Origin of the sequence: Pseudarthrobacter sp. NPDC058119, from assembly GCF_042884655.1 — a bacterium.
Classification (GTDB): Bacteria; Actinomycetota; Actinomycetes; order Actinomycetales; family Micrococcaceae; genus Arthrobacter.
Map to the genome: position 1 here is coordinate 1,016,451 of NZ_JBHVTN010000001.1, position 19,819 is coordinate 1,036,269.

16 protein-coding genes are annotated in these 19,819 nt (G+C 65.2%); 10 read left to right on the forward strand and 6 right to left on the reverse strand.

The window, feature by feature from the left end; genetic code table 11:
- Positions 1 to 4: 4 nt before the first annotated feature.
- Positions 5 to 1,021 carry a LacI family DNA-binding transcriptional regulator gene (locus tag ACFVTD_RS04825; protein ID WP_387558791.1) on the reverse strand — a complete coding sequence of 339 codons (1,017 nt, stop codon included), beginning with the start codon at positions 1,019 to 1,021 and terminating at the stop codon, positions 5 to 7.
- A 212-nt stretch (positions 1,022 to 1,233) separates the two neighbouring features.
- Here ACFVTD_RS04825 and ACFVTD_RS04830 point away from each other — a divergent pair, with 212 nt between their 5' ends.
- The 4 genes from ACFVTD_RS04830 (at position 1,234) to ACFVTD_RS04845 (ending at position 6,534) form a co-directional block, all read left to right on the forward strand.
- Positions 1,234 to 3,297 (forward strand): beta-galactosidase, encoded by a 2,064-nt coding sequence (locus ACFVTD_RS04830; RefSeq protein WP_387558794.1) that lies wholly within the window; start codon positions 1,234 to 1,236, stop codon positions 3,295 to 3,297.
- Complete coding sequence (locus ACFVTD_RS04835) at positions 3,284 to 4,219, forward strand: carbohydrate ABC transporter permease (RefSeq protein ID WP_387558797.1); 936 nt, start codon at positions 3,284 to 3,286, stop codon at positions 4,217 to 4,219. Before ACFVTD_RS04830 ends, ACFVTD_RS04835 begins: the two co-directional genes overlap by 14 nt.
- Positions 4,220 to 4,296: 77 nt before the next feature.
- Entirely contained in the window at positions 4,297 to 5,130 is an 834-nt protein-coding gene (locus ACFVTD_RS04840) for a carbohydrate ABC transporter permease (protein WP_387558991.1), read from the forward strand.
- Positions 5,131 to 5,205: 75 nt separating this feature from the next.
- Positions 5,206 to 6,534: an ABC transporter substrate-binding protein gene (locus ACFVTD_RS04845; protein WP_387558800.1), complete on the forward strand. Its 1,329-nt coding sequence runs from the start codon at positions 5,206 to 5,208 to the stop codon at positions 6,532 to 6,534.
- A gap of 84 nt (positions 6,535 to 6,618) precedes the next feature.
- On the opposite strand, the gene ACFVTD_RS04850 is transcribed toward ACFVTD_RS04845, so the two are convergent.
- Both ACFVTD_RS04850 and ACFVTD_RS04855 read right to left on the reverse strand, forming a co-directional pair.
- On the reverse strand, positions 6,619 to 7,641 hold the full coding sequence (locus ACFVTD_RS04850) for a LacI family DNA-binding transcriptional regulator (protein WP_387558803.1): 1,023 nt from the start codon (positions 7,639 to 7,641) through the stop codon (positions 6,619 to 6,621).
- 10 nt (positions 7,642 to 7,651) lie between these two features.
- Complete coding sequence (locus ACFVTD_RS04855; RefSeq protein WP_387558806.1) at positions 7,652 to 8,857, reverse strand: Gfo/Idh/MocA family protein; 1,206 nt, start codon at positions 8,855 to 8,857, stop codon at positions 7,652 to 7,654.
- 182 nt (positions 8,858 to 9,039) lie between these two features.
- Here ACFVTD_RS04855 and ACFVTD_RS04860 point away from each other — a divergent pair, with 182 nt between their 5' ends.
- The 5 genes from ACFVTD_RS04860 (at position 9,040) to aroQ (ending at position 15,198) form a co-directional block, all read left to right on the forward strand.
- Positions 9,040 to 9,972, forward strand: a complete 933-nt coding sequence (locus ACFVTD_RS04860) for a carbohydrate ABC transporter permease (protein ID WP_387558809.1) — start codon at positions 9,040 to 9,042, stop codon at positions 9,970 to 9,972.
- Between the two features lie 9 nt (positions 9,973 to 9,981).
- Positions 9,982 to 10,905 (forward strand): carbohydrate ABC transporter permease, encoded by a 924-nt coding sequence (locus ACFVTD_RS04865; RefSeq protein ID WP_387558812.1) that lies wholly within the window; start codon positions 9,982 to 9,984, stop codon positions 10,903 to 10,905.
- A 71-nt stretch (positions 10,906 to 10,976) separates the two neighbouring features.
- Positions 10,977 to 12,320 (forward strand): ABC transporter substrate-binding protein, encoded by a 1,344-nt coding sequence (locus ACFVTD_RS04870; RefSeq protein ID WP_387558815.1) that lies wholly within the window; start codon positions 10,977 to 10,979, stop codon positions 12,318 to 12,320.
- A 138-nt stretch (positions 12,321 to 12,458) separates the two neighbouring features.
- Positions 12,459 to 14,666, forward strand: coding sequence for an alpha-galactosidase (locus tag ACFVTD_RS04875; RefSeq protein ID WP_387558993.1), 2,208 nt, complete (start codon positions 12,459 to 12,461; stop codon positions 14,664 to 14,666).
- Between the two features lie 67 nt (positions 14,667 to 14,733).
- On the forward strand, positions 14,734 to 15,198 hold the full coding sequence (aroQ, locus tag ACFVTD_RS04880; protein ID WP_387558818.1) for a type II 3-dehydroquinate dehydratase: 465 nt from the start codon (positions 14,734 to 14,736) through the stop codon (positions 15,196 to 15,198).
- Positions 15,199 to 15,208: 10 nt separating this feature from the next.
- On the opposite strand, the gene ACFVTD_RS04885 is transcribed toward aroQ, so the two are convergent.
- Positions 15,209 to 16,393 (reverse strand): MarP family serine protease, encoded by a 1,185-nt coding sequence (locus ACFVTD_RS04885; RefSeq protein ID WP_387558821.1) that lies wholly within the window; start codon positions 16,391 to 16,393, stop codon positions 15,209 to 15,211.
- Positions 16,394 to 16,589: 196 nt separating this feature from the next.
- Between ACFVTD_RS04885 and ACFVTD_RS04890 the strand changes: the two genes are divergently transcribed.
- The gene (locus ACFVTD_RS04890; protein WP_011775987.1) at positions 16,590 to 17,267 is read left to right on the forward strand and encodes a Crp/Fnr family transcriptional regulator; all 678 of its coding nucleotides are present in this window, start codon (positions 16,590 to 16,592) and stop codon (positions 17,265 to 17,267) included.
- A gap of 58 nt (positions 17,268 to 17,325) precedes the next feature.
- On the opposite strand, the gene ACFVTD_RS04895 is transcribed toward ACFVTD_RS04890, so the two are convergent.
- Together ACFVTD_RS04895 and ACFVTD_RS04900 are read right to left on the reverse strand one after the other, a co-directional pair.
- The gene (locus ACFVTD_RS04895; RefSeq protein WP_387558824.1) at positions 17,326 to 18,864 is read right to left on the reverse strand and encodes an alpha-N-arabinofuranosidase; all 1,539 of its coding nucleotides are present in this window, start codon (positions 18,862 to 18,864) and stop codon (positions 17,326 to 17,328) included.
- A gap of 56 nt (positions 18,865 to 18,920) precedes the next feature.
- On the reverse strand, positions 18,921 to 19,817 hold the full coding sequence (locus ACFVTD_RS04900; RefSeq protein ID WP_387558827.1) for a carbohydrate ABC transporter permease: 897 nt from the start codon (positions 19,815 to 19,817) through the stop codon (positions 18,921 to 18,923).
- Between the last annotated feature and the right edge of the window lie 2 nt (positions 19,818 to 19,819).

Here is a 19,819-nt window from a genome sequence, read left to right on the forward strand (position 1 = left end):
CCGGCTACGCTGATCCGCGCCACATGATGGTGGTCTCAAGGACACGCGGCGTACCCGGTAGTCCCTGGAGCTGGGCCAGGACGAGTTCAGCGGCGGTGCTTCCCAAAAGGTCGGCCGGCTGGCGGACGGTGGAGAGCTGGGGCCTGCAGCGGAGTGCCCAGCTGCTGTCGTCGAACCCGACAATCCCCACGTCCTCCGGAACGCGGCGCCCGGCCTCCTGCAGCGCCGTCATGGCTCCGGCGGCCACGGCATCCGAGGCCGCAAAGATTCCGTCGATCCGGGGTGCCCGCCGCAGCAGCTCCTGCATTCCCTCCAACCCTGCAGAGTAGGTATACAGGGGATACTCCACCAACAGGTTCGGGTCGAAGCGGCCGCCCATTGCCTTTTGGAATCCAGCCAGGCGGTCCTTTCCGGAGTCCCGGTCCAAGGCGCTGGCAATCATGCCAACCTGCTTCCGGCCCGTTTCCAGCAGCCGGTTGGTGATGCTCCGGGCGGCCTCGACGTTGTCAATGGCGGCGTACGGCAGCGCAGGGGTTCCTTCCGGGTGGCCGACGAACGCCGCGGGCAGCCCGATTTCCGCTACGGCTGCCGCAATGGGATCGGAGGCGCGCGCCGAGATGATGACGGCACCGTCAACCAGTCCGCCCCGCAGGTAATCCGCCACCCTGCGGCTGTCGCGGTCGGAATCGATGATCAGCGACACTAACTGGTAGTCGGCCTTTGACAGCACTTCATTGGCGCCCAGGAGGATGGAGCCGATGTTGGGATCCTCGAACAAGAGGGAGTGCGGTTCGTGGATGATCAGCCCGATGGCCCGGGATTCCTGGGTGACCAGGTTGCGTGCAGCGTTATTGCGGACGTAGCCGACCTTGGCGATGGCTTCTTCCACGGCCTGCTTGGCCTCGTCGGAGACGTATTTTTCCCCGTTCATGACACGTGAGACGGTTCCCCGGGATAGCCCGGCGGCGTCCGCGACATCGTTGATGGTAGCGCGGCGGGCACGGGTGCGTGTCAGCGACATATTTGTACTGTAGCCGAGTCCGGACGCGTGACGTCCGCCAGCAGGCGTTGACACGGCACCAAGGCGCACCGTAATCTGGGAGCGTTCCCAGATGATGCGCATCACACCTTGTGCTGCGCGTCTGGGAACGTTCACAGAGATCGTTGAGACAACAGCGTCCAAGAGTAGGGGTTCCCCGCCTTGCACGTTTGCCGCAAGTCGAAGGAGCAGGGTTGAGCCCCACCAACACGTCAGTCGCCGGGCTTTCCGGGAACGGAAAGCTCGTTTACGGCTGCGACTACAACCCGGAGCAATGGGATCCCGCCGTGTGGCAGGAAGACGTCCGCCTCATGCGGGAGGCGGGGGTCAACCTCGTTGCAGTCAACATCTTTGGTTGGGCCGAACTGGAGTCCGCACCCGGCGCCTACTCCTTTGAACGCCTTGACCAGGTATTGGAGTTGCTGCACGCCAATGGCATCGGGGCCAACCTCGGCACCGGGACCTCGTCCACCCCTGCGTGGCTGACAACCATGTACCCGGAAATCCTCCCGGAGTCCGCGGCAGGGGTCCGGGCATGGCCGGGCGGCCGGCAGGCCTGGTGCCCCAGTTCCCCGCGCTTCCGGGAACATGCCCTCCGGCTGGTGGAAGAAGTGGCACGCCGGTACGGCACGCACCCCGCGGTGCGGCTGTGGCATGTTTCCAACGAGCTGGGATGCCACAACGCCCTCTGCTACTGCGATGTCTCCGCGGCAGCGTTCCGCACCTGGCTTGCCGCCCGTTACGGCACCATTGATGCCCTCAACAGTGCCTGGGGCACCACGTTCTGGTCCCAGCGCTACTCGGCCTGGGAGCAAATCCTGCCCCCGCGCACCACGGTTTCCACCAACAACCCCACCCAAGTGCTCGACTTCCACCGCTTCAGCTCCGACGAGCTGCTCGGCTACTACCAGGCGGAGGCGGACGTGCTGGGGAAGCACAGCGGCATCCCGGTCACCACCAACTTCATGGTGGCCGCCCACATCCGCAACCAGGATTACTGGGCGTGGGCACCCCACATGGACGTCATCGCCAACGACCACTACCTCGACCACCGGCTTGAAGACCCCACGGTGGAGCTTGCCTTCGCCGCAGACGCCTCCCGCGGGCTGGCCCAGGGCCAACCCTGGCTGTTGATGGAACATTCCACCTCGGCCGTGAACTGGCAACCCCGCAACATCGCCAAGGCCCCGGGCCAGATGCTCCGCAACTCGCTCACCCACCTGGCACGCGGAGCGGACGGGCTCTGCTTCTTCCAGTGGCGGGCCTCCGTCCAGGGCAGCGAGAAATTCCACTCGGCCATGCTCCCCCACGCCGGAACTGACTCGCGGGTGTGGCGGGAAGTCAAAGAGCTCGGTCACATCCTTGAAAAGCTCGCCGGCGTTGCCGGCACCACGGTCACAGCCGAAGCGGCACTCGTTTTCAGCTGGGAAGCGTGGTGGGCCTACGACCAGGAGTCGCACCCTTCTTCGGACGTGAAGTACCTGGACCAGGTGCACTCGCTGTACAAAGCGCTCTGGGAAAACGGCATCACGGTGGACATCGTGGCCCCGGGGTCCGACCTGTCCGGCTACAAGCTGGCGCTGGTCCCCGGACTTTACCTCGTCCGTGAACAGGAATCCGCGGCGCTGGCAGACTACGTCAGCCGCGGAGGCCACGCCGTGGTTACCTACTTCAGCGGCATTGTCGACGAAAACGACAAAGTGCTGACCGGCGGTTACCCGGGCGCGTTCCGGGACCTCCTCGGTGTCCGGTCCGAGGAATTCCTGCCCATGCCGCCCGGAAAGACCATGCCGCTGGACAGCGGAGCCACGGCCGCCCTGTGGGCAGAAGCCCTGCGCCTGGAGGGCGCGGAGGCAAAGGCATCGTTCATTCAAGGCCACCTCGCCGGCACCCCGGCTGTGACCCGCAACCGGCATGGCGCCGGGAACGCCTGGTACATCGGCACAGTGCTCGATTCCCAGGCCCTCCGCGACGTCGTGTCCGCAGCCGCCGCCGAAGCCGGAATCGCCGTCCAGGCAAACGCCGAGGGCCTGGAAGTCGTTTCCAGGTCAGATGCGGAGCACACGTACACCTTCCTGATCAACCACTCGGACGATGAGCACAAATACCCTGCGCACGGCTATGAAGTGACCGCGGGGGAAGAAGTCTCCACCGCCGTCGTCATTCCTGCCGGCTCCGTTCGGGTCGTCCGCAGCAACAGCTCAGTACCCCCAACCACTGGCCGCATCACCGGCCTTAAGGATGATGAAAGTGACTAGACACCAAACTGCTCCGGCAATGGCCGCGGGGGCACCGCCAGCCCGGAAACCCAGGACGTCGGCCGCCCAGCGCCGGGCCGTCCTCCTGTTCGTTGCCCCATTCGGGCTGCTCTTCCTGGCCTTCTATGCGGTGCCGGTCATCTTCGCCGTGGTGCAATCGCTCCTTACGGTGGAACGCAAGGGCACCTTCGGACCTCCCCAACAGGTCTTCGGCGGATTCGTCCAGTACCAGCAGGTATTCCAGAACACCGAATTCTGGGAATCCGTGGGCCGCGTCCTGCTCTTCGGAGTGGTCCAGGTACCCATCATGCTAGGCCTTGCCCTCCTGTTTGCCTTGCTGCTCGATTCACCCCTGCTGAAGGGCAAGAAGTTCTTCCGGCTGGCGTTTTTCGCGCCCTACGCAGTGCCGGGCGTTATCGCCGCGATCATGTGGGGCTTCCTCTACTCCCCCTCGCTTTCCCCGTTCGACGCCGTGACGTCACAGGTGAACTTCCTCTCGGCGGACCTGGTCCTCTGGGCAATCGCAAACATCGTTACCTGGGTCTACGTCGGCTACAACATGCTGATCATCTACTCGTCGCTGCTGGCCATCCCCACGGAGATCTACGAGGCAGCAAAACTGGACGGCGCCAGCAACCTGCAGATCGCCTGGCGGATCAAGATACCGCTCGTGGTTCCCGCCATCATCCTGACCGGAGTGTTCTCCATCATCGGGACCCTCCAGCTCCTTGCCGAGCCGCAGACCCTTCGCAGCTTCAGTTCCGCCATCAGCAGCACGTTCACTCCGAACCTGGCCGTCTACACAACGGCGTCGGTGCCCAACTACAGCCTGGCCGCAGCGTTCTCCGTGGTGCTGGCGCTGGCCACATTCGTTCTTTCCTTCGTCTTCCTCAAGGCGACCCAGCGGAAGGTTTCCCAGTGAGCGCAGCTACAGCCGTGACCACATCCAAGAAGACGGCCCCCTCGGCAGGCAGCCCCCGGGGCCCACGGCACAGCATCATGTCCCGCGGTGCCGCGATGCTCATCATGGGCGTCTTCACGCTCTATTTCCTGACCCCCATCTGGTGGCTGCTGGTCTCCTCCTCCAAAACGGGAGCGGACATCACCGGCACGGCGCCGCTCTGGTTCACCGCGGACTCCATCCCCACGTTCTTCGCCAACCTGGGCAACCTCTTCACCTACAGCGACGGGGTCTTCGGCCGGTGGCTGCTGAACAGCGCACTCTACGCCGGCCTCGGCGCCCTGCTGGGCACCGTCATCGCCGCCATGTGCGGCTATGCACTGGCCAAGTACGAGTTCCGCGGCCGGGAGGCCATCTTCAATGTCGTCCTAAGCGGCGTGCTGGTCCCCGCCACAGCCCTGGCCCTCCCCCTGTTCCTGATCTTCAGCCAGGTGAAACTGACCAACACCCTCTGGGCCGTATTCCTGCCCAGCCTCGTCAGCCCGTTCGGCGTCTACCTCGCGCGGATCTACGCCGCTGCGAGTGTTCCCACGGAACTGCTGGAGGCAGCGCGCCTCGATGGTTCCTCGGAAGCCAGGACGTTCTTTACCGTTTCCACCCGCCTGATGGCACCGGCCCTGGTAACCATCTTCCTGTTCCAGTTCGTCGCCATCTGGAACAACTTCTTCCTGCCCCTGATCATGCTGCGGGACCAGGCCCTGTTCCCGGTCACGCTGGGCCTCTACGCATGGAACAGCCAAATCAGCCAGATTCCCGAGCTGCGCGTCCTGGTAATTGTCGGCGCCCTCGTATCGATCCTGCCGCTCATCGCGACGTTCCTGGCGCTGCAGCGCTTCTGGAGCAGCGGCCTGGGCGCCGGAAGCGTCAAATAACCCCTTCAGATTTCCCATTACGCGTCCCGCGGCGCCCCGCCCCGGTACACCCCACCCCACTAATAAGGAATAGAAATGCGCGTGCGTTACGGAAAAGCCACTGCCGCCTTTGCCATAGTCTCGGCGCTGTCCCTTGCGGGCTGCTCCAGCGGCGGCAGCACCTCCGCGTCCCAGGACACCACCTGCAAGCCCTCATCGGGACCGGTCGAATTGTCATTCACCACCTGGGTACCCGGCATGGACAAGGTGGTGGACCTCTGGAACAAGGACCACCCGGACATCAAGGTGAAGGTCCAGACGGGCCCCAACGGCAACTCGGGCACATACCAGAACTTCTTCAACCAGCTTCAGGCCGGCAACGCCCCTGACCTGGGCCAGATCGAATACGATGCGCTGCCGAACTTCCGGGTCCAGGACGGGCTGGAGAACATCGCCGCGTGCGATGGGGTCGCCGGCGCGAAGGAAATGTTCGTCGACTGGACCTGGGGGCAGGTCACGTTCGGGGAGGACAAGGCCGTCTATGCGGTTCCGCAGGACAGCGGTCCTATGGCGATGTTCTACCGGGCCGACCTCTTCAAGGAGGCGGGCATCAAGGTCCCCACCACCTGGGACGAATACGCTGCAGCAGCCGAGCAGATCAAGGCCCGCGGCTCCTACATCACCAACTTCCCGCGCAGCGACGTCAACTGGTTTGCCGGCAACGTGTGGCAGGCGGGCGGGCAGTGGTTCTCCAACGCCAATGACCAGTGGGAAGTCAACCTGACCGGCAAGGAGTCCGAGAAGGTGGCCAACTACTGGCAGAAGCTGCTGGACAAGGGCGAAGTGTCCACCCTGCCGTCCTTCTCCGATGAGTGGAACGCCTCCTTCAACAAGGGCCAGCAGTGGACCTGGGTCTCTGCAGTGTGGGGCGCCTCGACCCTGCAGAGTGGGGCGCCGGACACCTCCGGAAAGTGGGCGGTGGCGCCCATGCCGCAGTGGGAGGCCGGCGGAAAGGCCGCAGGCAACTGGGGAGGTTCCTCCACGGCCGTCCTGAAGGGCTCCAAGCACCCGTACGAGGCCGCCAAGTTTGCCCTGTGGTTGAACACCGATCCCGATGCGCTGGCGCTGGCCAATAAGCTTGGGGGCCTCTACCCCGCCGCGAAGTCGGCCAAGGACCTGGGCGCCTTCGCCGGCGGCGTGGACTATTTCGGCGGCCAGAAGATCTACGACGTCTTCGCCGATGCGTCCTCCAACGTGAACCCCAATTTCACCTGGGGCCCTACCATGACCAAGACGTACACTGACGTTTCAGACGGTTTCGGCAAGGCAACGGGCGGCAGCGGTACCCTCCTGGACGCCCTCAAAAACGGCCAGGCGAAAACGATCGAAGCCCTGAAGTCGCAGTCCATCCCCGTCAAGGAGTAACGGCAGGAACCCCCGTGGGGAAAGCTTTTCCCCACCACAAAAGGACACCATTCCCGCGGCCGGCGGGGATGGTGTCCTTTTGGTTCAAGGGCAGCCGCAGGACTGCCGGACGTGGAGCTTGGTGGGGAAGATGGCGTGTTTCGGTTGTCCCCCGCGCCGGGCTCCCACCAGGGCATTCACCGCGGCTTCGGCCATCGCAGCCACGGGCTGCTCCACCGTGGTCAGGGGCGGCCAGGAGTATTCGGCTTCAATCGATCCGTCGAAGGACACCACGGCGATATCCCCCGGAACTGCCAGCCCTGCCTCATGGATAGCCCGCAGCAGACCGACTGCCTGGGTGTCCGAGGTGGAAAAGATGGCTGTTGGCCGGTTGACCGAGGCGACCAGCCGCTGGCCTGCGGAGTAGCCGCCGGGCCAGGTGAAGCCGCTGTAGACGACAGGTCCTTCCTGCAGCCCGGCCTCCTGCAGGGCCTGGCGCCAGCCCACCTCACGGCCGTCCATGCTGCCCGAGACGTTGGTGCCCATGGCCAGTCCAATGTTGGTGTGCCCGTGGCTGATGAGGTGCTCGACAGCGATCCGGGCTCCGGCGGCCAGGTCAACGCCGATGCTGTTGAAACCAGGAGCATCACGCTCCTGGTTCAGCAGCACCGCGGGAATGTCCGCCGTTTCAAGCGCTTCGAGGTCCGGTTCGAAAAGGACACTGGCCAGCAGCACACCGTCCACCTGGCGGGCGGCAAGGTTGCGGATGTTGCGCCGCTCCTTGGCCAGGTTCCCGTCCGAGTTGCTGAGGACCAGGGCGTACCCAAGCTCTGCCGCGGCATCCTCCACAGCGTGGGCGAGCAGGGAGAAGAAGGGGTTTGTATTGTCCGGGATGATGAGCCCCAGGGTTTCGCTCGAACCCAGCTTGAGGGCCCGGGCCGCCGCATTGGGCCGGTAGCCGAGCACGCGGATGGCATCCTGGACCTTCGCTTCGGTGGCGGGGGCCACCTTCTTGGGGCCACCATTGACCACGTAGCTGACGACGGCGGTGCTGACGCCGGCATAGCGCGCCACGTCCTTGCGCGTCACAGGGCCGCCACGGGGAGCCTTCACTGCCGGTGATGTCATGGTCTCCATGCTAGCTACGAGTCGGCGGGGCATCGCCGAAGTCGCGGATGGGCAGCCGGGCGCCGTTCTGCCGGGCCGATTCGTGGGCGACGATCCCGGGGAGGGTGAAGCGGGCGGCCACCCAGGCGTTGACCGGGGGCAGTGTCCCGTTGTTCACCGCGGTGACGAAGTCGTCCACCAGGAAATGGTGGCTGCCCTCATGGCCGTTGGGCGCTCCCTGGAACTCCACGGGCAGCCGTCCCGCGTCGTGGACCGGTGAGAGCCCCGATACGAACGCGTCCCGAAGTTCCGGCGCCACGTGGGCCAGGGACGGATCGTCCAGGGACATGCTGGGACGGGTTTCCATCTGCTCCGAGATGTCGTGGACGTTCTGTTTGTCCTGCCATACCGTGACCTTGGCGAGCTGCTCAAAGCTGGCCTCGGTGCCGAAGAACCGGAACCGGGATTCGCGGATGTGCGACGGATAACCGACGCGCCGCATTTCGTTGGTGCGCATCACGCCGCCGTCGTTCAGTTCAAAGAGTGCCGTGGCGTTGGAGAAGTCGTTGCCGAACATGCTGACGTCCTTGTCGAACACCCCGTCGTTCCGCTGGTCGCTGACGCCCACGCAGCTGACGCTGACGGCGTGCGCCGGAACGGCGCCCAGCACTCCCCCGATGGCGTGGGTGGGGTAGAGCATGGGCGGATAGCTGGCCGTCTCTTTCCACCGGTCGCCGCCGCTGTACTGGTAGGCGTCATAGAAGCCGAGGTCCATGTCGTGGACGTAATCGCCTTCTGAGTAGAAGATCCTGCCGAACCTGCCTTCCGCCTGCTGTTCCCGCGCATAGACGGTGGCGGGGTTGTAGTAGCTGGTCTCTCCCATCATGTAGACCAGCCCGGTGTCCCGGACGGCCTCGATGATGCGGGCGATTTCGTCCTCCGAGATTGCCATGGGGACGGCGGAGTAGACGTGCTTGCCGGCGCGGAGCGCTCGTTCCACTAGGGGACCATGGGTCCATCGCTGCGTAAAGATTGCCACCGCGTCGATGTCAGAGGCCAGCAGCGCGTCAAAGTCCGGCAATACACCGGCGAGTTCCAGGCGTTCGCACACTGATTCCGCACGTTCGGGCAGCTGGTCCACCATGTGGACTGCGCTGATGCCGGGATGGAGGTTGAACAGGTGCGCGAACTGGCCGCCGAACTGGCCTGCGCCCACGATGCCGATGGAGAACGTCATTGTCTGCCTTCCGATAGGGGTTTGTCCGAGTGTTTCACTCGGATCTACTCGAGTCAATATCCACTGAATGGCGAAAACCCAAGCAATGAAACATTTCCATGAGGGTATTGCCTTGCCAAATCTACTCGTGTAGATTGCTTCGCAGCCTGTTACGTCCATCACACTCGCCGAAAGGGTCGACGATGACCACCCTTACCAGGAACGCCACCCCGGCAGCCCACGCGGTGCACCGGCCACTGAAGCGTCGGGGACAAAGCGACCTGAAGACCGCGCTGTTCTTCATCGCTCCCGCAATGATCGGATTTATCGTCTTTTACCTGGTGCCGACGCTTCGCGGCATCTACCTCAGCTTCACCGAATACAGCATCCTCGGGGATCCAACCTGGATCGGGACCGCCAACTATGAGGCCATCGGCAAGGACCCGCTCTTCTGGAACGCTCTCGCGGTCACCACGCAGTACGTCCTGATCAACATCGTCCTGCAGACAGCGCTGGCCCTGGGCCTTGCGCTCCTGATGCACCGCGTGGCCAAGTCAACGCTCATCCGGGGAACCCTGCTGCTTCCCTATTTGATGGCCAACGTGATCGCCGCGCTGCTGTGGTTCTGGCTGCTGGACTACCAGATCGGCATCGTGAACTACTTCATTGATGCCCTGGGCATGCCCAAGGTGGCCTTCTTCGGCAGCGAAGAATGGGCCATCCCCACGCAGGCCCTGATCAACACCTGGCGGCACATGGGTTACACCGCCCTGCTGATCTTCGCCGGCCTGCAGGCCATCCCGCACCATGTTTACGAGGTTGCCAACCTTGACGGCGCCTCCCCGTGGCAGACGTTCCGGAAGATCACCCTGCCCCTGCTGCGCCCGGTCCTGGCCCTGGTCCTGATCGTCACCATCATCGGTTCCTTCCAGGTCTTCGACACCGTCGCCGTCACCACCCAGGGCGGCCCGGTCAACGCCAGCCGCGTGCTGCAGTTCTACATCTACCAAAAGGCCTTCACGGAATCGGACTTCGGTTACGGCTCCGCCCTGGCCGTCATCCTCTTCGCCATCCTCGCCCTGGTGGCCTTCATCCAGATGAAGTTCCTCAAGGGCAATGAATCGGACCTGGACTAAGGACGCCCCATGACCACCGCAAGAGTCTCCGCCCCCGCCCGGCCGGCCACCCGGCGTCGTCCCTTCAACTGGCGCCGCGCCGGCGCCTGGGTCCTCGTCGGCATCGCCGTCGCCGTCTCCGTCCTCCCGTTCTACTGGGTCCTGCGGACCGCGCTGTCCACCAACGGGGCCCTGGCGTCCAACGCCACCAACCTGCTCCCCGCCGAGTTCAACCTGGGTGCGTTCCAGCGCGTCTTCGGCCTGCAGTCCCCGGAAGAAGCCGTGGCCGACGGCGGTTCCGGCGCCCAGATCGACTTCTGGTCCTACCTCCGAAACTCCGTGCTGTTCGCCTCCATCACCACCATCGGGGCAGTGTTCTTCAGCGCCATGGCGGCGTACGCTTTCGCCCGGCTCCGCTGGCGGGGACGGAACGCCGTGTTCAGCCTCTTCCTGGCCACCATGATGGTGCCGCCGATCTTCACGGCCCTGCCCAACTTCCTGCTCATCAAGAACCTGGGCCTGCTGAACACCATGGTGGGCCTGGTGCTGCCCTATATCTTCATGACCCCGTTCGCCATCTTCTTCCTCCGCCAGTTCTTCCTGAACATGTCCCGCGAAGTCGAAGAAGCGGCGATGCTCGACGGCGCCAAGCACCTCAGGATCTTCTTTCAGATCATCCTGCCCAACGCCGCAGCCCCGCTCGCCACACTTGCCCTGCTCACCTTCATCGGCCAGTGGAATGAATACTTCTGGCCCCTGCTGGTGGGCCAGGACGAATCCGTCCGCGTCCTCACAGTGGGCCTGGGCGTCTTCAAGTCCCAGTCGCCCCAGGGTGCACCGGACTGGTCCGGCCTCATGGCCGCCACCCTGGTCTCGGCCCTTCCGGTCCTGATCCTGTTCGCTGCCTTCGGCAAGAAGATCGTCAACTCCATCGGCTTCTCCGGCATCAAGTAACACCCCTCCAACTCCCTCACCCCGGCCGCGCCATGGCGGCGCGCCCGGAAGCACACCCTGAAAGGACCCCCATGAACAAGAAGAAAGCACTCGGTTCCCTCGCTGCAGCCGCGGCGGCCGTCCTGGCACTCTCTGCCTGCGGAAGCGGCGGCTCCGCCGAAGCCGGCAAGGGCGAAATCAACTACTGGCTCTGGGACGCCAACCAGCTCCCGGCCTACAAACAGTGCGCCGACGACTTCCACAAGACCAACCCGGACATCACCGTCAAGGTCACCCAGCGCGGCTGGGACGACTACTGGGGCACCCTCACCAACGGCTTCGTCGCGGGCACCGCGCCGGACGTCTTCACCGACCACCTGGCCAAGTACCCCGAGTTCGTCAAGAACAAGCAGATCCTTGCCCTGGATGACGCCGTCAAGAAGGACAACATCGACACCGGGATCTACAACTCCGGGCTGGCGGACCTCTGGGTGGGAGAGGACGGCAAGCGCTACGGACTGCCCAAGGACTGGGACACCATCGGTCTGTTCTACAACACCAAGCTGGCAGCGGACGCGGGCGTCACCCCGGAGCAGATGGCCACCCTGACCTGGAACCCCCAGGACGGCGGCACGTACGAGAAGACCATCGCCCACCTGACCGTGGACAAGAACGGCAAGCGCGGCGACGAGCCCGGCTTCGACAAGGACAACGTGGCGGTCTACGGGCTTGGCCTCAATGGCTCCGGTTCCGGCCAGGGCCAGACCGAATGGAGCTACCTGACCGGCACCACCGGCTGGACGCACACGGACAAGAACCCCTGGGGCAAGCACTTCAACTATGACGACCCCAAATTCCAGCAGAGCATCGACTGGTTCGCGGGCCTGGTGCAGAAGGGCTACATGCCCAAGCTCGAAACCACAGTGGGCGCCAGCATGGCGGACACCTTCGCAGCCGGCAAGTCCGTGATCAACGCCAACGGCTCCTGGATGATCGGCCAGTACACCGGCTACAAGGACATCAAGGTCGGCATCGCCCCCACCCCCACGGGCGTGGACGGCAAGCGCTCCAGCATGTACAACGGGCTTGCTGACTCCATCTACGCCGGCACCAAGAAGCCGGAAGCAGCAGCCAAGTGGGTCGAGTACCTGGGTTCGGCTGCCTGCCAGGATGTGGTGGCTTCCAAGGCCGTCGTCTTCCCCGCCATCAAGTCCTCCGCAGACAAAGCCGTCGACGCGTTCAAGGCAAAGGGCGTGGACGTTACCCCGTTCAGCCAGCAGGTCAAGGACGGCACCACCTTCCTCTTCCCCATCGCGGACAAGGCAGCCAAGGTTGACGGCATCATGAAGCCGGCCATGGACGCCGTGGTCTCGGGCAAGGCCCCGGCCAGCTCCCTCACCGCGGCCAATGACCAGGTCAACGCCCTGTTCAAGTAACCCCTCAACGTGGCTGCGTATGTGGTCGCAGCCGCTCCCCCGGGTGCCGCCGTCCCCCTCGCGGCGGCGGCACCCGGCTACCCTGTCTCCATCCTTAAACTTTCAGCGCACAGCACCATCACGAAGAGAGAATCTCCTATGGACCCCCTGTACCTCCGTTCCGCCGGCACCAGCCTGCTGGTCAGCTTCGACAGCGGGGAGGCCGAGGTCATCCACTGGGGTGCCGACCTGGGAGCCGACGTGCCGGACCTCGGCATCCTGGGCGCTCCCGTGGGGCACTCCTCCATTGACGCCCACGTTCCCGCCGGCCTCCTCCCCTCAGCCGCTTCCGCGTGGCGGGGGCGGCCGGCCCTGCGCGGCCACCGCATCACCGCCGGCGGCGCCGGCTTCGACTTCTCGCCCCGCCTCCGCGTGACGTCCGTTAACACAGAGGGTGGCGCCGCCACGATCGTGCAGGCCGACGGCGACGCCGGCGTCAGCGTCTCGTCGCGCCTGGCGCTTCACCCCGGCGGCCTGCTGGAACTGCGCCACACCGTCACCAATGATGGCAATACCCCGTTCCAGGTGAACGAACTGGCCACCGTCCTCCCGGTGGCGCCCGACGCCGTCGAACTCCTGGACCTGACCGGACGATGGTGCCGGGAACGCCACCCGCAGCGGCACCGGATCCAGCAAGGCACTTGGGTCCGGGCCGGACGGCACGGCCGCACCGGCCACGATTCCTCCCTGCTGTTCGCCGCCGGCACCCAAGGCTTCGGCAACCGGCACGGCAAAGTCTGGGCGACGCACCTGGCGTGGAGCGGCAACCACGAACAGTTCGCGGACACCATCGGCGACGGCCGGACCATGATCGGCGGATCGGAGCTGCTGGGCCCGGCGGAAGTCACGCTGGAACCGGGTGGCAGCTACACCACCCCCGCACTGTTCGCCGCCTACTCGGACCGCGGCCTGGACGGCATCACCGAGGCCTTCTACAGCTGGTTCCGCTCCCGCCTCCACCACGTGCTGCCGGCCGCGTCCACCGGCGTGCCCGCAGGCAAACCGCGCCCCGTGGTGCTCAACACGTGGGAGGCGGTGTACTTCGACCACAACCTGGACACCCTGATCGAGCTGGCGGAGTCCGCAGCGGACCTCGGCGTGGAACGCTTCGTGCTCGACGACGGCTGGTTCCGCGGCCGGCGTGACGACCACGCCGGCCTGGGCGACTGGTACGTCGATGAGACCGTGTGGCCGGACGGACTGGCCCCCCTGATCAACGCGGTCACCTCGCGTGGCATGGAGTTCGGGCTGTGGGTCGAGCCGGAAATGGTGAACCTGGACTCGGACGTGGCCCGGGCGCATCCGGAGTGGATCGTGGGCCCCTCCGCCGCCGCGCACAAGGACGGCGGCCGGCTGCCCCTGGAGTGGCGGAACCAGCACGTCATCGACCTGGTGAACCCGGAGGCCTGGCAATACGTCTTTGACCGGATTTCCGCGCTCCTGGCCGGGAACAACATCAGCTACCTGAAGTGGGACCAGAACCGCGACCTCGCCGAACATGGCCACGCCGGCCGCCCCTCCGTCCACGCGCAGACCCTTGCCGCCTACCGGCTGTTCGACGAACTCCGCAAGGCCCACCCCGGCGTCGAAATCGAGAGCTGCTCCTCCGGCGGCGGACGGGTTGACCTGGGCATCCTGGAGCGGACCGACCGTGTCTGGGCCTCGGACTGCAACGACGCCCTGGAGCGGCAGACGATCCAGCGCTGGACTGGCGCCGTTGTTCCCCCCGAACTGGTGGGGAGCCACATCGGCCCCACCACCTCGCACACCACGGCCCGCACCCACGATCTGTCCTTCCGGGCCATCACGGCACTGTTCGGCCATTTCGGCATGGAATGGGACATCCGCGGCGTCCAGGGCAAAGACAGAGAGGAGTTGCGGCGCGTCGTGGGGCTGTACAAGGAACACCGGGACCTGATCCACAGCGGACGCCGGGTCCATGCGGACCTCGCTGACGACTCACTGCTCCTGCACGGCGTGGTGGCCGGCCCTGCCGCGGACGGTTCCGACCTGGGGCAAGGAACGACGGCGGCACTGTTCGCCCTGGTCAGCACGCGCACCTCGGCAGCGGAGGCACCGGGCCGGATCGGCATCCCGGGGCTCGACGCCGGCCGCAGCTACCGCGTCGAGGTGCTCCTGCCCACGGAGGACGACGCTGACTACGGCCACGCGTTCACGCAGGTCCAGCCGCCCGCCTGGCTCGCCGGCGGCGCCGAAGCCAGCGGCAGGTTCCTCGCGGAGGTGGGACTGCCCATGCCCATCCTGAACCCCGAGCACGCACTGCTGGTGAAGGTCACGGCCATCTAGCCAGTCACTGCCGCGCATTCTTCGTAAGAATGCGCGGCGGGGAGGGCCAACCGATAGATTTGCAGGCATGACTGAACCCTCCTCCCCCGTCGAAGCCGGCCGCGGTACCATCCTCGTCATCAATGGCCCCAACCTGAACATGCTGGGTACCCGGGAGCCGGAAAAGTACGGCACCTCCACCCTTGCCGACGTGGAACAGCTGGCAGCGGCCGCCGGGAAGAACCACGGATTCGCCGTGGAGTGCGTCCAGTCCAACCATGAAGGCGTCCTGTTGGACGCCATCCATGCAGCCAGGGGCACCGCCGTCGGAATCGTCTTGAACGCCGGCGCCTTCACGCACACCTCCGTGGCACTTCGTGACGCCCTGGCGGCCGTGCAGCTTCCCGCCGTCGAGGTCCACATCACCAACGTGCACCAGCGGGAGGAATTCCGGCACCACTCCTACTTGTCGCCTGTCTGCGCAGCAGTCATTGTGGGCGCTGGCGTGTTTGGCTACAGGCTGGCCATCGACTACCTGGCAGAGGTCCTGTAGCCGGGAGAGGCTACTTCTTGATGCACTGTCCCGAGGAAACCGGTGATGACAGCGACGGCGCCTGCTCGGCTACCGGGTCCAGGTCACTCATGGTGATCGCGAACCCCACCTCGGCGTCCGAGGTCGCCTTGGCGAAGACCACTCCTGCCACCTGGCCGTCCGCGGTGAGCAGCGGGCCACCCGAATTTCCCGGCTGGACGTCACCGGCGAGGCGGTAGATGTCCTCCGGGGAGGGATTGTTGCCGTAGATGTCGGGAACCAGGACGGTGGCAATGTCCTGGACGGTGGCCGGCTTGGACTGGAACGGGCCACCGTGCGGGTACCCGGCGAATGCGGCCTGGCTTCCGCCGGGCAGGTCGCGGCTCAACTGCAACGGCTGCGAGGGCAGGTTGTCCACGGCCAGGACTGCAAGGTCGCGGCGCGTGTCGAAGTAGACCACCCGCCCGGGCATCGCGCCGCCGTCGGGCATTTCCACCACTGGCTGCGACACGCCGGCAACCACGTGCGCGTTGGTGACCACGCGGTCCTCTGAGACGACGAACCCGCTGCCGGTCTGGTTCTGCCCGCACTCATACGCAGTGCCGGCGATCCTCAGCACGGACTGGGCAGCCTTGTTAAGCGCTGGCGTGTTCGTGCTGGTGTTCGGAACCTGGACTGCCGGGCCTTGGCCCAGCCCTTCCAGCAAGGTGGGGATGCCATTGCCGATCACCGTGGACCGCAGCTCCGCCATGGTGGCCTTGACCGGCGTGGGCGTCAGCCCGTCAATGAAACGGATGACTTTGGATTCGGCCAACTGCTGGGACACAACGGGTACGCCCAAAGAACTGACGCTGAACGCCAGCATCGACATCACCAGGGCGGAGACCACGAGGTTCAGCGCCCCGCCCACCAGCCGGTCCACCGCACGCAGGGGCCGGATCCGCACCACGCCGCGGAGCTGGCGCCCCACCATGGTTCCCAGGCCGTGCCCCAGCGCCATCAGGACGACGGCGGCAGCGATGATGGCGGTGAGCCTCCACCCGGAGTCCTCAACGAACGTGCTGACCAGGGGGACGGCAAAGAACGCGGCGATGGCACCGGCGGCAAAGCCCACCAGGCCGCCGACAGTGACCAGGAACCCATTGCGGAAGCCATAGATCAGGTATGACAGCAGCGCCAGGATCAGGACAATGTCCAGGACAGTCAGGCCGACCACAAAGGCTCCTTATTTACAGTTGAACCCCCATTCTAGTGGCGCACGCTGACAATCTTCTGTGGGCTGCCCCGGCCTCCGGAAGACCGGCTGCGGGCAGCCTGCCCGTGTTTCCCGTGCCAAGTTCGTCACAGAACCTTGAAAATTCTGAAACAATGGCAAAAGCGCCCACAGCCGATACTTTTACTCAGGAGATTTCATGGACATCGAGGTACTGCGCCGAGCACCCCTTTTCGCCACGCTCGACGACGACGCATTCCGGCTGCTGACGGACGAGCTCACCGAGGTGGACCTTTCCCGCGGCGCATCAGTGTTCCGCGAAGGCGACCAGGGTGACCAGCTGTACTTCATCGTCTCCGGCAAGGTGAAGCTCGGCCGCACTTCCCCGGACGGCCGCGAGTCGCTCCTGGCGATCCTCGGCCCGGGCGAGCTCTTCGGCGAGATGGCCCTGTTCGACCCCAGCCCCCGCACGGCCACCGCCACCGCGGTGTCCGAAACCCGGCTGGCCGGGCTCAAGAACGAGAGCCTGAACGCCCTGCTGCGCACCCGCCCCGAGGTCTCGGCCCAGCTGCTGCAGGCCCTGGCCCGCCGCCTGCGCCGCACCAACGACTCCCTCTCGGACCTCGTCTTCTCCGACGTCCCGGGCCGCGTGGCCAAGGCCCTGCTGGACCTTGCGGACCGGTTCGGCCGCCCGGCCACGGACGGCGTCCTGGTAGCGCACGAACTCACCCAGGAGGAACTGGCCCAGCTGGTGGGCGCTTCCCGCGAAACCGTCAACAAGGCCCTGGCCGAGTTCGTCCAGCGCGGCTGGCTCCGGCTGGAAGCCCGCGCCGTGGTCATCCTGGACATGCAGCGCCTCCGCCAGCGCTCCCGCTAGGACCGAATAAAAAAGGCCGCCCCACGGGGCGGCCTTTTTTATTGCGTGGGTACGGGAATCAGTTCTTCACCACGTCCAGTTCGACGACGGCCCACGACAACGCAGGAAGGCTGAGCCGCAGCTCAGCGCCGGTTGCCTTGGCACCCTCCAGCGGCTTAAGGCCAACGCGGTCCTGGTTATCCTGGCTGTTGATGGTGAAGCGGTCTCCACCATCAGGGATTTCCAGCACTTCCGCCCTGACCACCCGCTGCGCGTCGAAGCCCCGCAGGCTGACCTCCACGTCCGCCGCCTCCTCGAGCCCTCGGTTGGCAAGGAACAAGGCCACCCGGCCCGTCTCCTCGTTCCAGGTGGCGCTGACATCGACCAGGTCCGTATCGCCAAACCTGGTGTTGGCGTACTTGTCGGAGTCGACCGACAACCGCAGGATCTGGCCCTTCGCCAGTTCCGCCATCCGGGAGAACGGGTGGAAAATCGTCTGCCGCCAGGCCGGACCGTTCTCCTCGCTGAAGATGGGGGCGATGACGTTGACCAACTGCGCCTGGTTGGCGATCTTGACCCGGTCGCCGTGCCGAAGCAGCGAGTTAAGCAAAGTCCCGACGACGACAGCGTCCGTCACGTTGTACTTGTCCTCAATAACCCGCGGGTGCTCACGCCAGCCGGCCTTGGACACGTTGTGCGGCTGGTCCTCCGTGTCCAGGCCCCGCTGGTACCAAACGTTCCATTCGTCAAAGGACAGGTTGATGTGCTTCTTGTGCTTGCCCTTGGCGCGGACCGCATCGGCGGTGGCAATGACCGATTCGATGAAGTAATCGGTATCGACGGCGCTGGCCAGGAAGCTGCCGACGTCCCCGTCATGCTCCTGGTAGTAGGCGTGCAGTGAAACGTAGTCGACTTCGTCGTAGGCGTGGGCCAGGACGGTCTGCTCCCAGGCTCCGAACGTGGGCATCCCCGAGTTGGAGCTTCCGCAGGCCACCAGTTCGATGTCCGGGTCGACGAACCGCATGGCCTTAGCCGCCTCCTGGGCCAGCCGGCCGTACTCTTCCGCCGTCTTGTGGCCAATCTGCCAGGGTCCGTCCATTTCATTGCCCAGGCACCAAAGCTTGATGTTGAAGGGGTCCTTATGGCCGTTCCGGGCGCGCAGGTCCGAAAGGCGGGTGCCGCCCGGGTGGTTGGCATACTCGACGATGGCGCGGGCGGCGTCCACTCCACGGGTGCCCAGGTTGATCGCTTCCATGATTTCGGTACCGGCCTGGCGGGACCAATCCACGAACTCGTGAAGGCCGAAGGCGTTGGTTTCCAGGGTGTGCCAGGCCCCGTCAAGCCTGCGCGGCCGGTCCTGGCGGGGGCCTATTCCGTCTTCCCAGTCGTAGCCGGAGACGAAGTTGCCACCGGGATAGCGGACCACAGTGGCGCCGAGCTCCCTGACGAGCTTGAGGACGTCCTGGCGGAAGCCGTTTTCGTCAGCCTCCGGGTGGCCCGGTTCATAGATGCCGGTATAGACGCAGCGGCCCATGTGCTCCACGAAGGAGCCAAAAAGGCGCCGGGGCACTTCGCCGATGGTGAAGTCGCGGTCGAGGGTGATTCTGGCGCGGGACATAAGAATGATCTCCTTGGTTGTACTTCAGGCAGGTGGTAAAAGGTGAAGGTGGGGCGTCAGGTGCCGGCGAGTCCCGTCGTCGCAACGCCCTTGATGATCTGGCGCTGGAAGAACAGGAAAAGAAGGATCAACGGCAGGGCCGCGAGCAATGCGGACGCCATATTCTGGGCGTACTGGATGCCATAGGCGCTCTTGATGGTCTGCAGCCCCACGGGGAGGGTCAGGACGGAGCCGTCGTTGGTAGCGATGAACGGCCAGAGGAAGTTGTTCCAGGCGCCGATGAATACGAAAATTGCCACGGCCGCGAGGATGGGGCGGGACAGCGGAAGGATGACCTGAAGGAAGATCCGCATCCGGCTGGCGCCGTCCATGACCGCGGCTTCCTCAAGTTCACGCGGGATCTGGTCGAAGAACTTCTTGAGCACGAACACCATCGCGGGGTGGATGACCTGCGGCAGGATAATGGCCCAGGAGGTATCGATCATGTGCAGTGCCACCATTTGGTAGAACAGCGGAATGATCAGGACCGGCGGGGGAACGATGATGGACGCGATGATCACAATCATCAGGACCGTCTTGCCCCGGAAGTCGATGCGGGACAGCGCATAGGCCGCCAGCGCTGAAATGACCAGCGTGATCGCTGTGATGGCCGCCGAGGTGTACAGGGAATTCCAGGTCCACAGCGGGATGTTGCCGTCCTGGAACACCTTGACGAACGCATCGGCGGTAAAGCCCGACGGCGGGATCCAGCTGATCTTCGGAGCGGCGGCATCCGTTTCGCTCTTGAAAGCGGTGACGGTTGCCCAGGCGAAGGGCACCATCCAGAGGACGGCCAGCAGGGCGGCAACTGCCAGGACCGCAACGCGGCCGGCGCCCATCCTGCGGCCAGTCCTGCCGCGGGCGGACGGCGTGGCCGTGGCGGGAACAGGGCGGGCGAGGGTTTCAGTTGCCATGG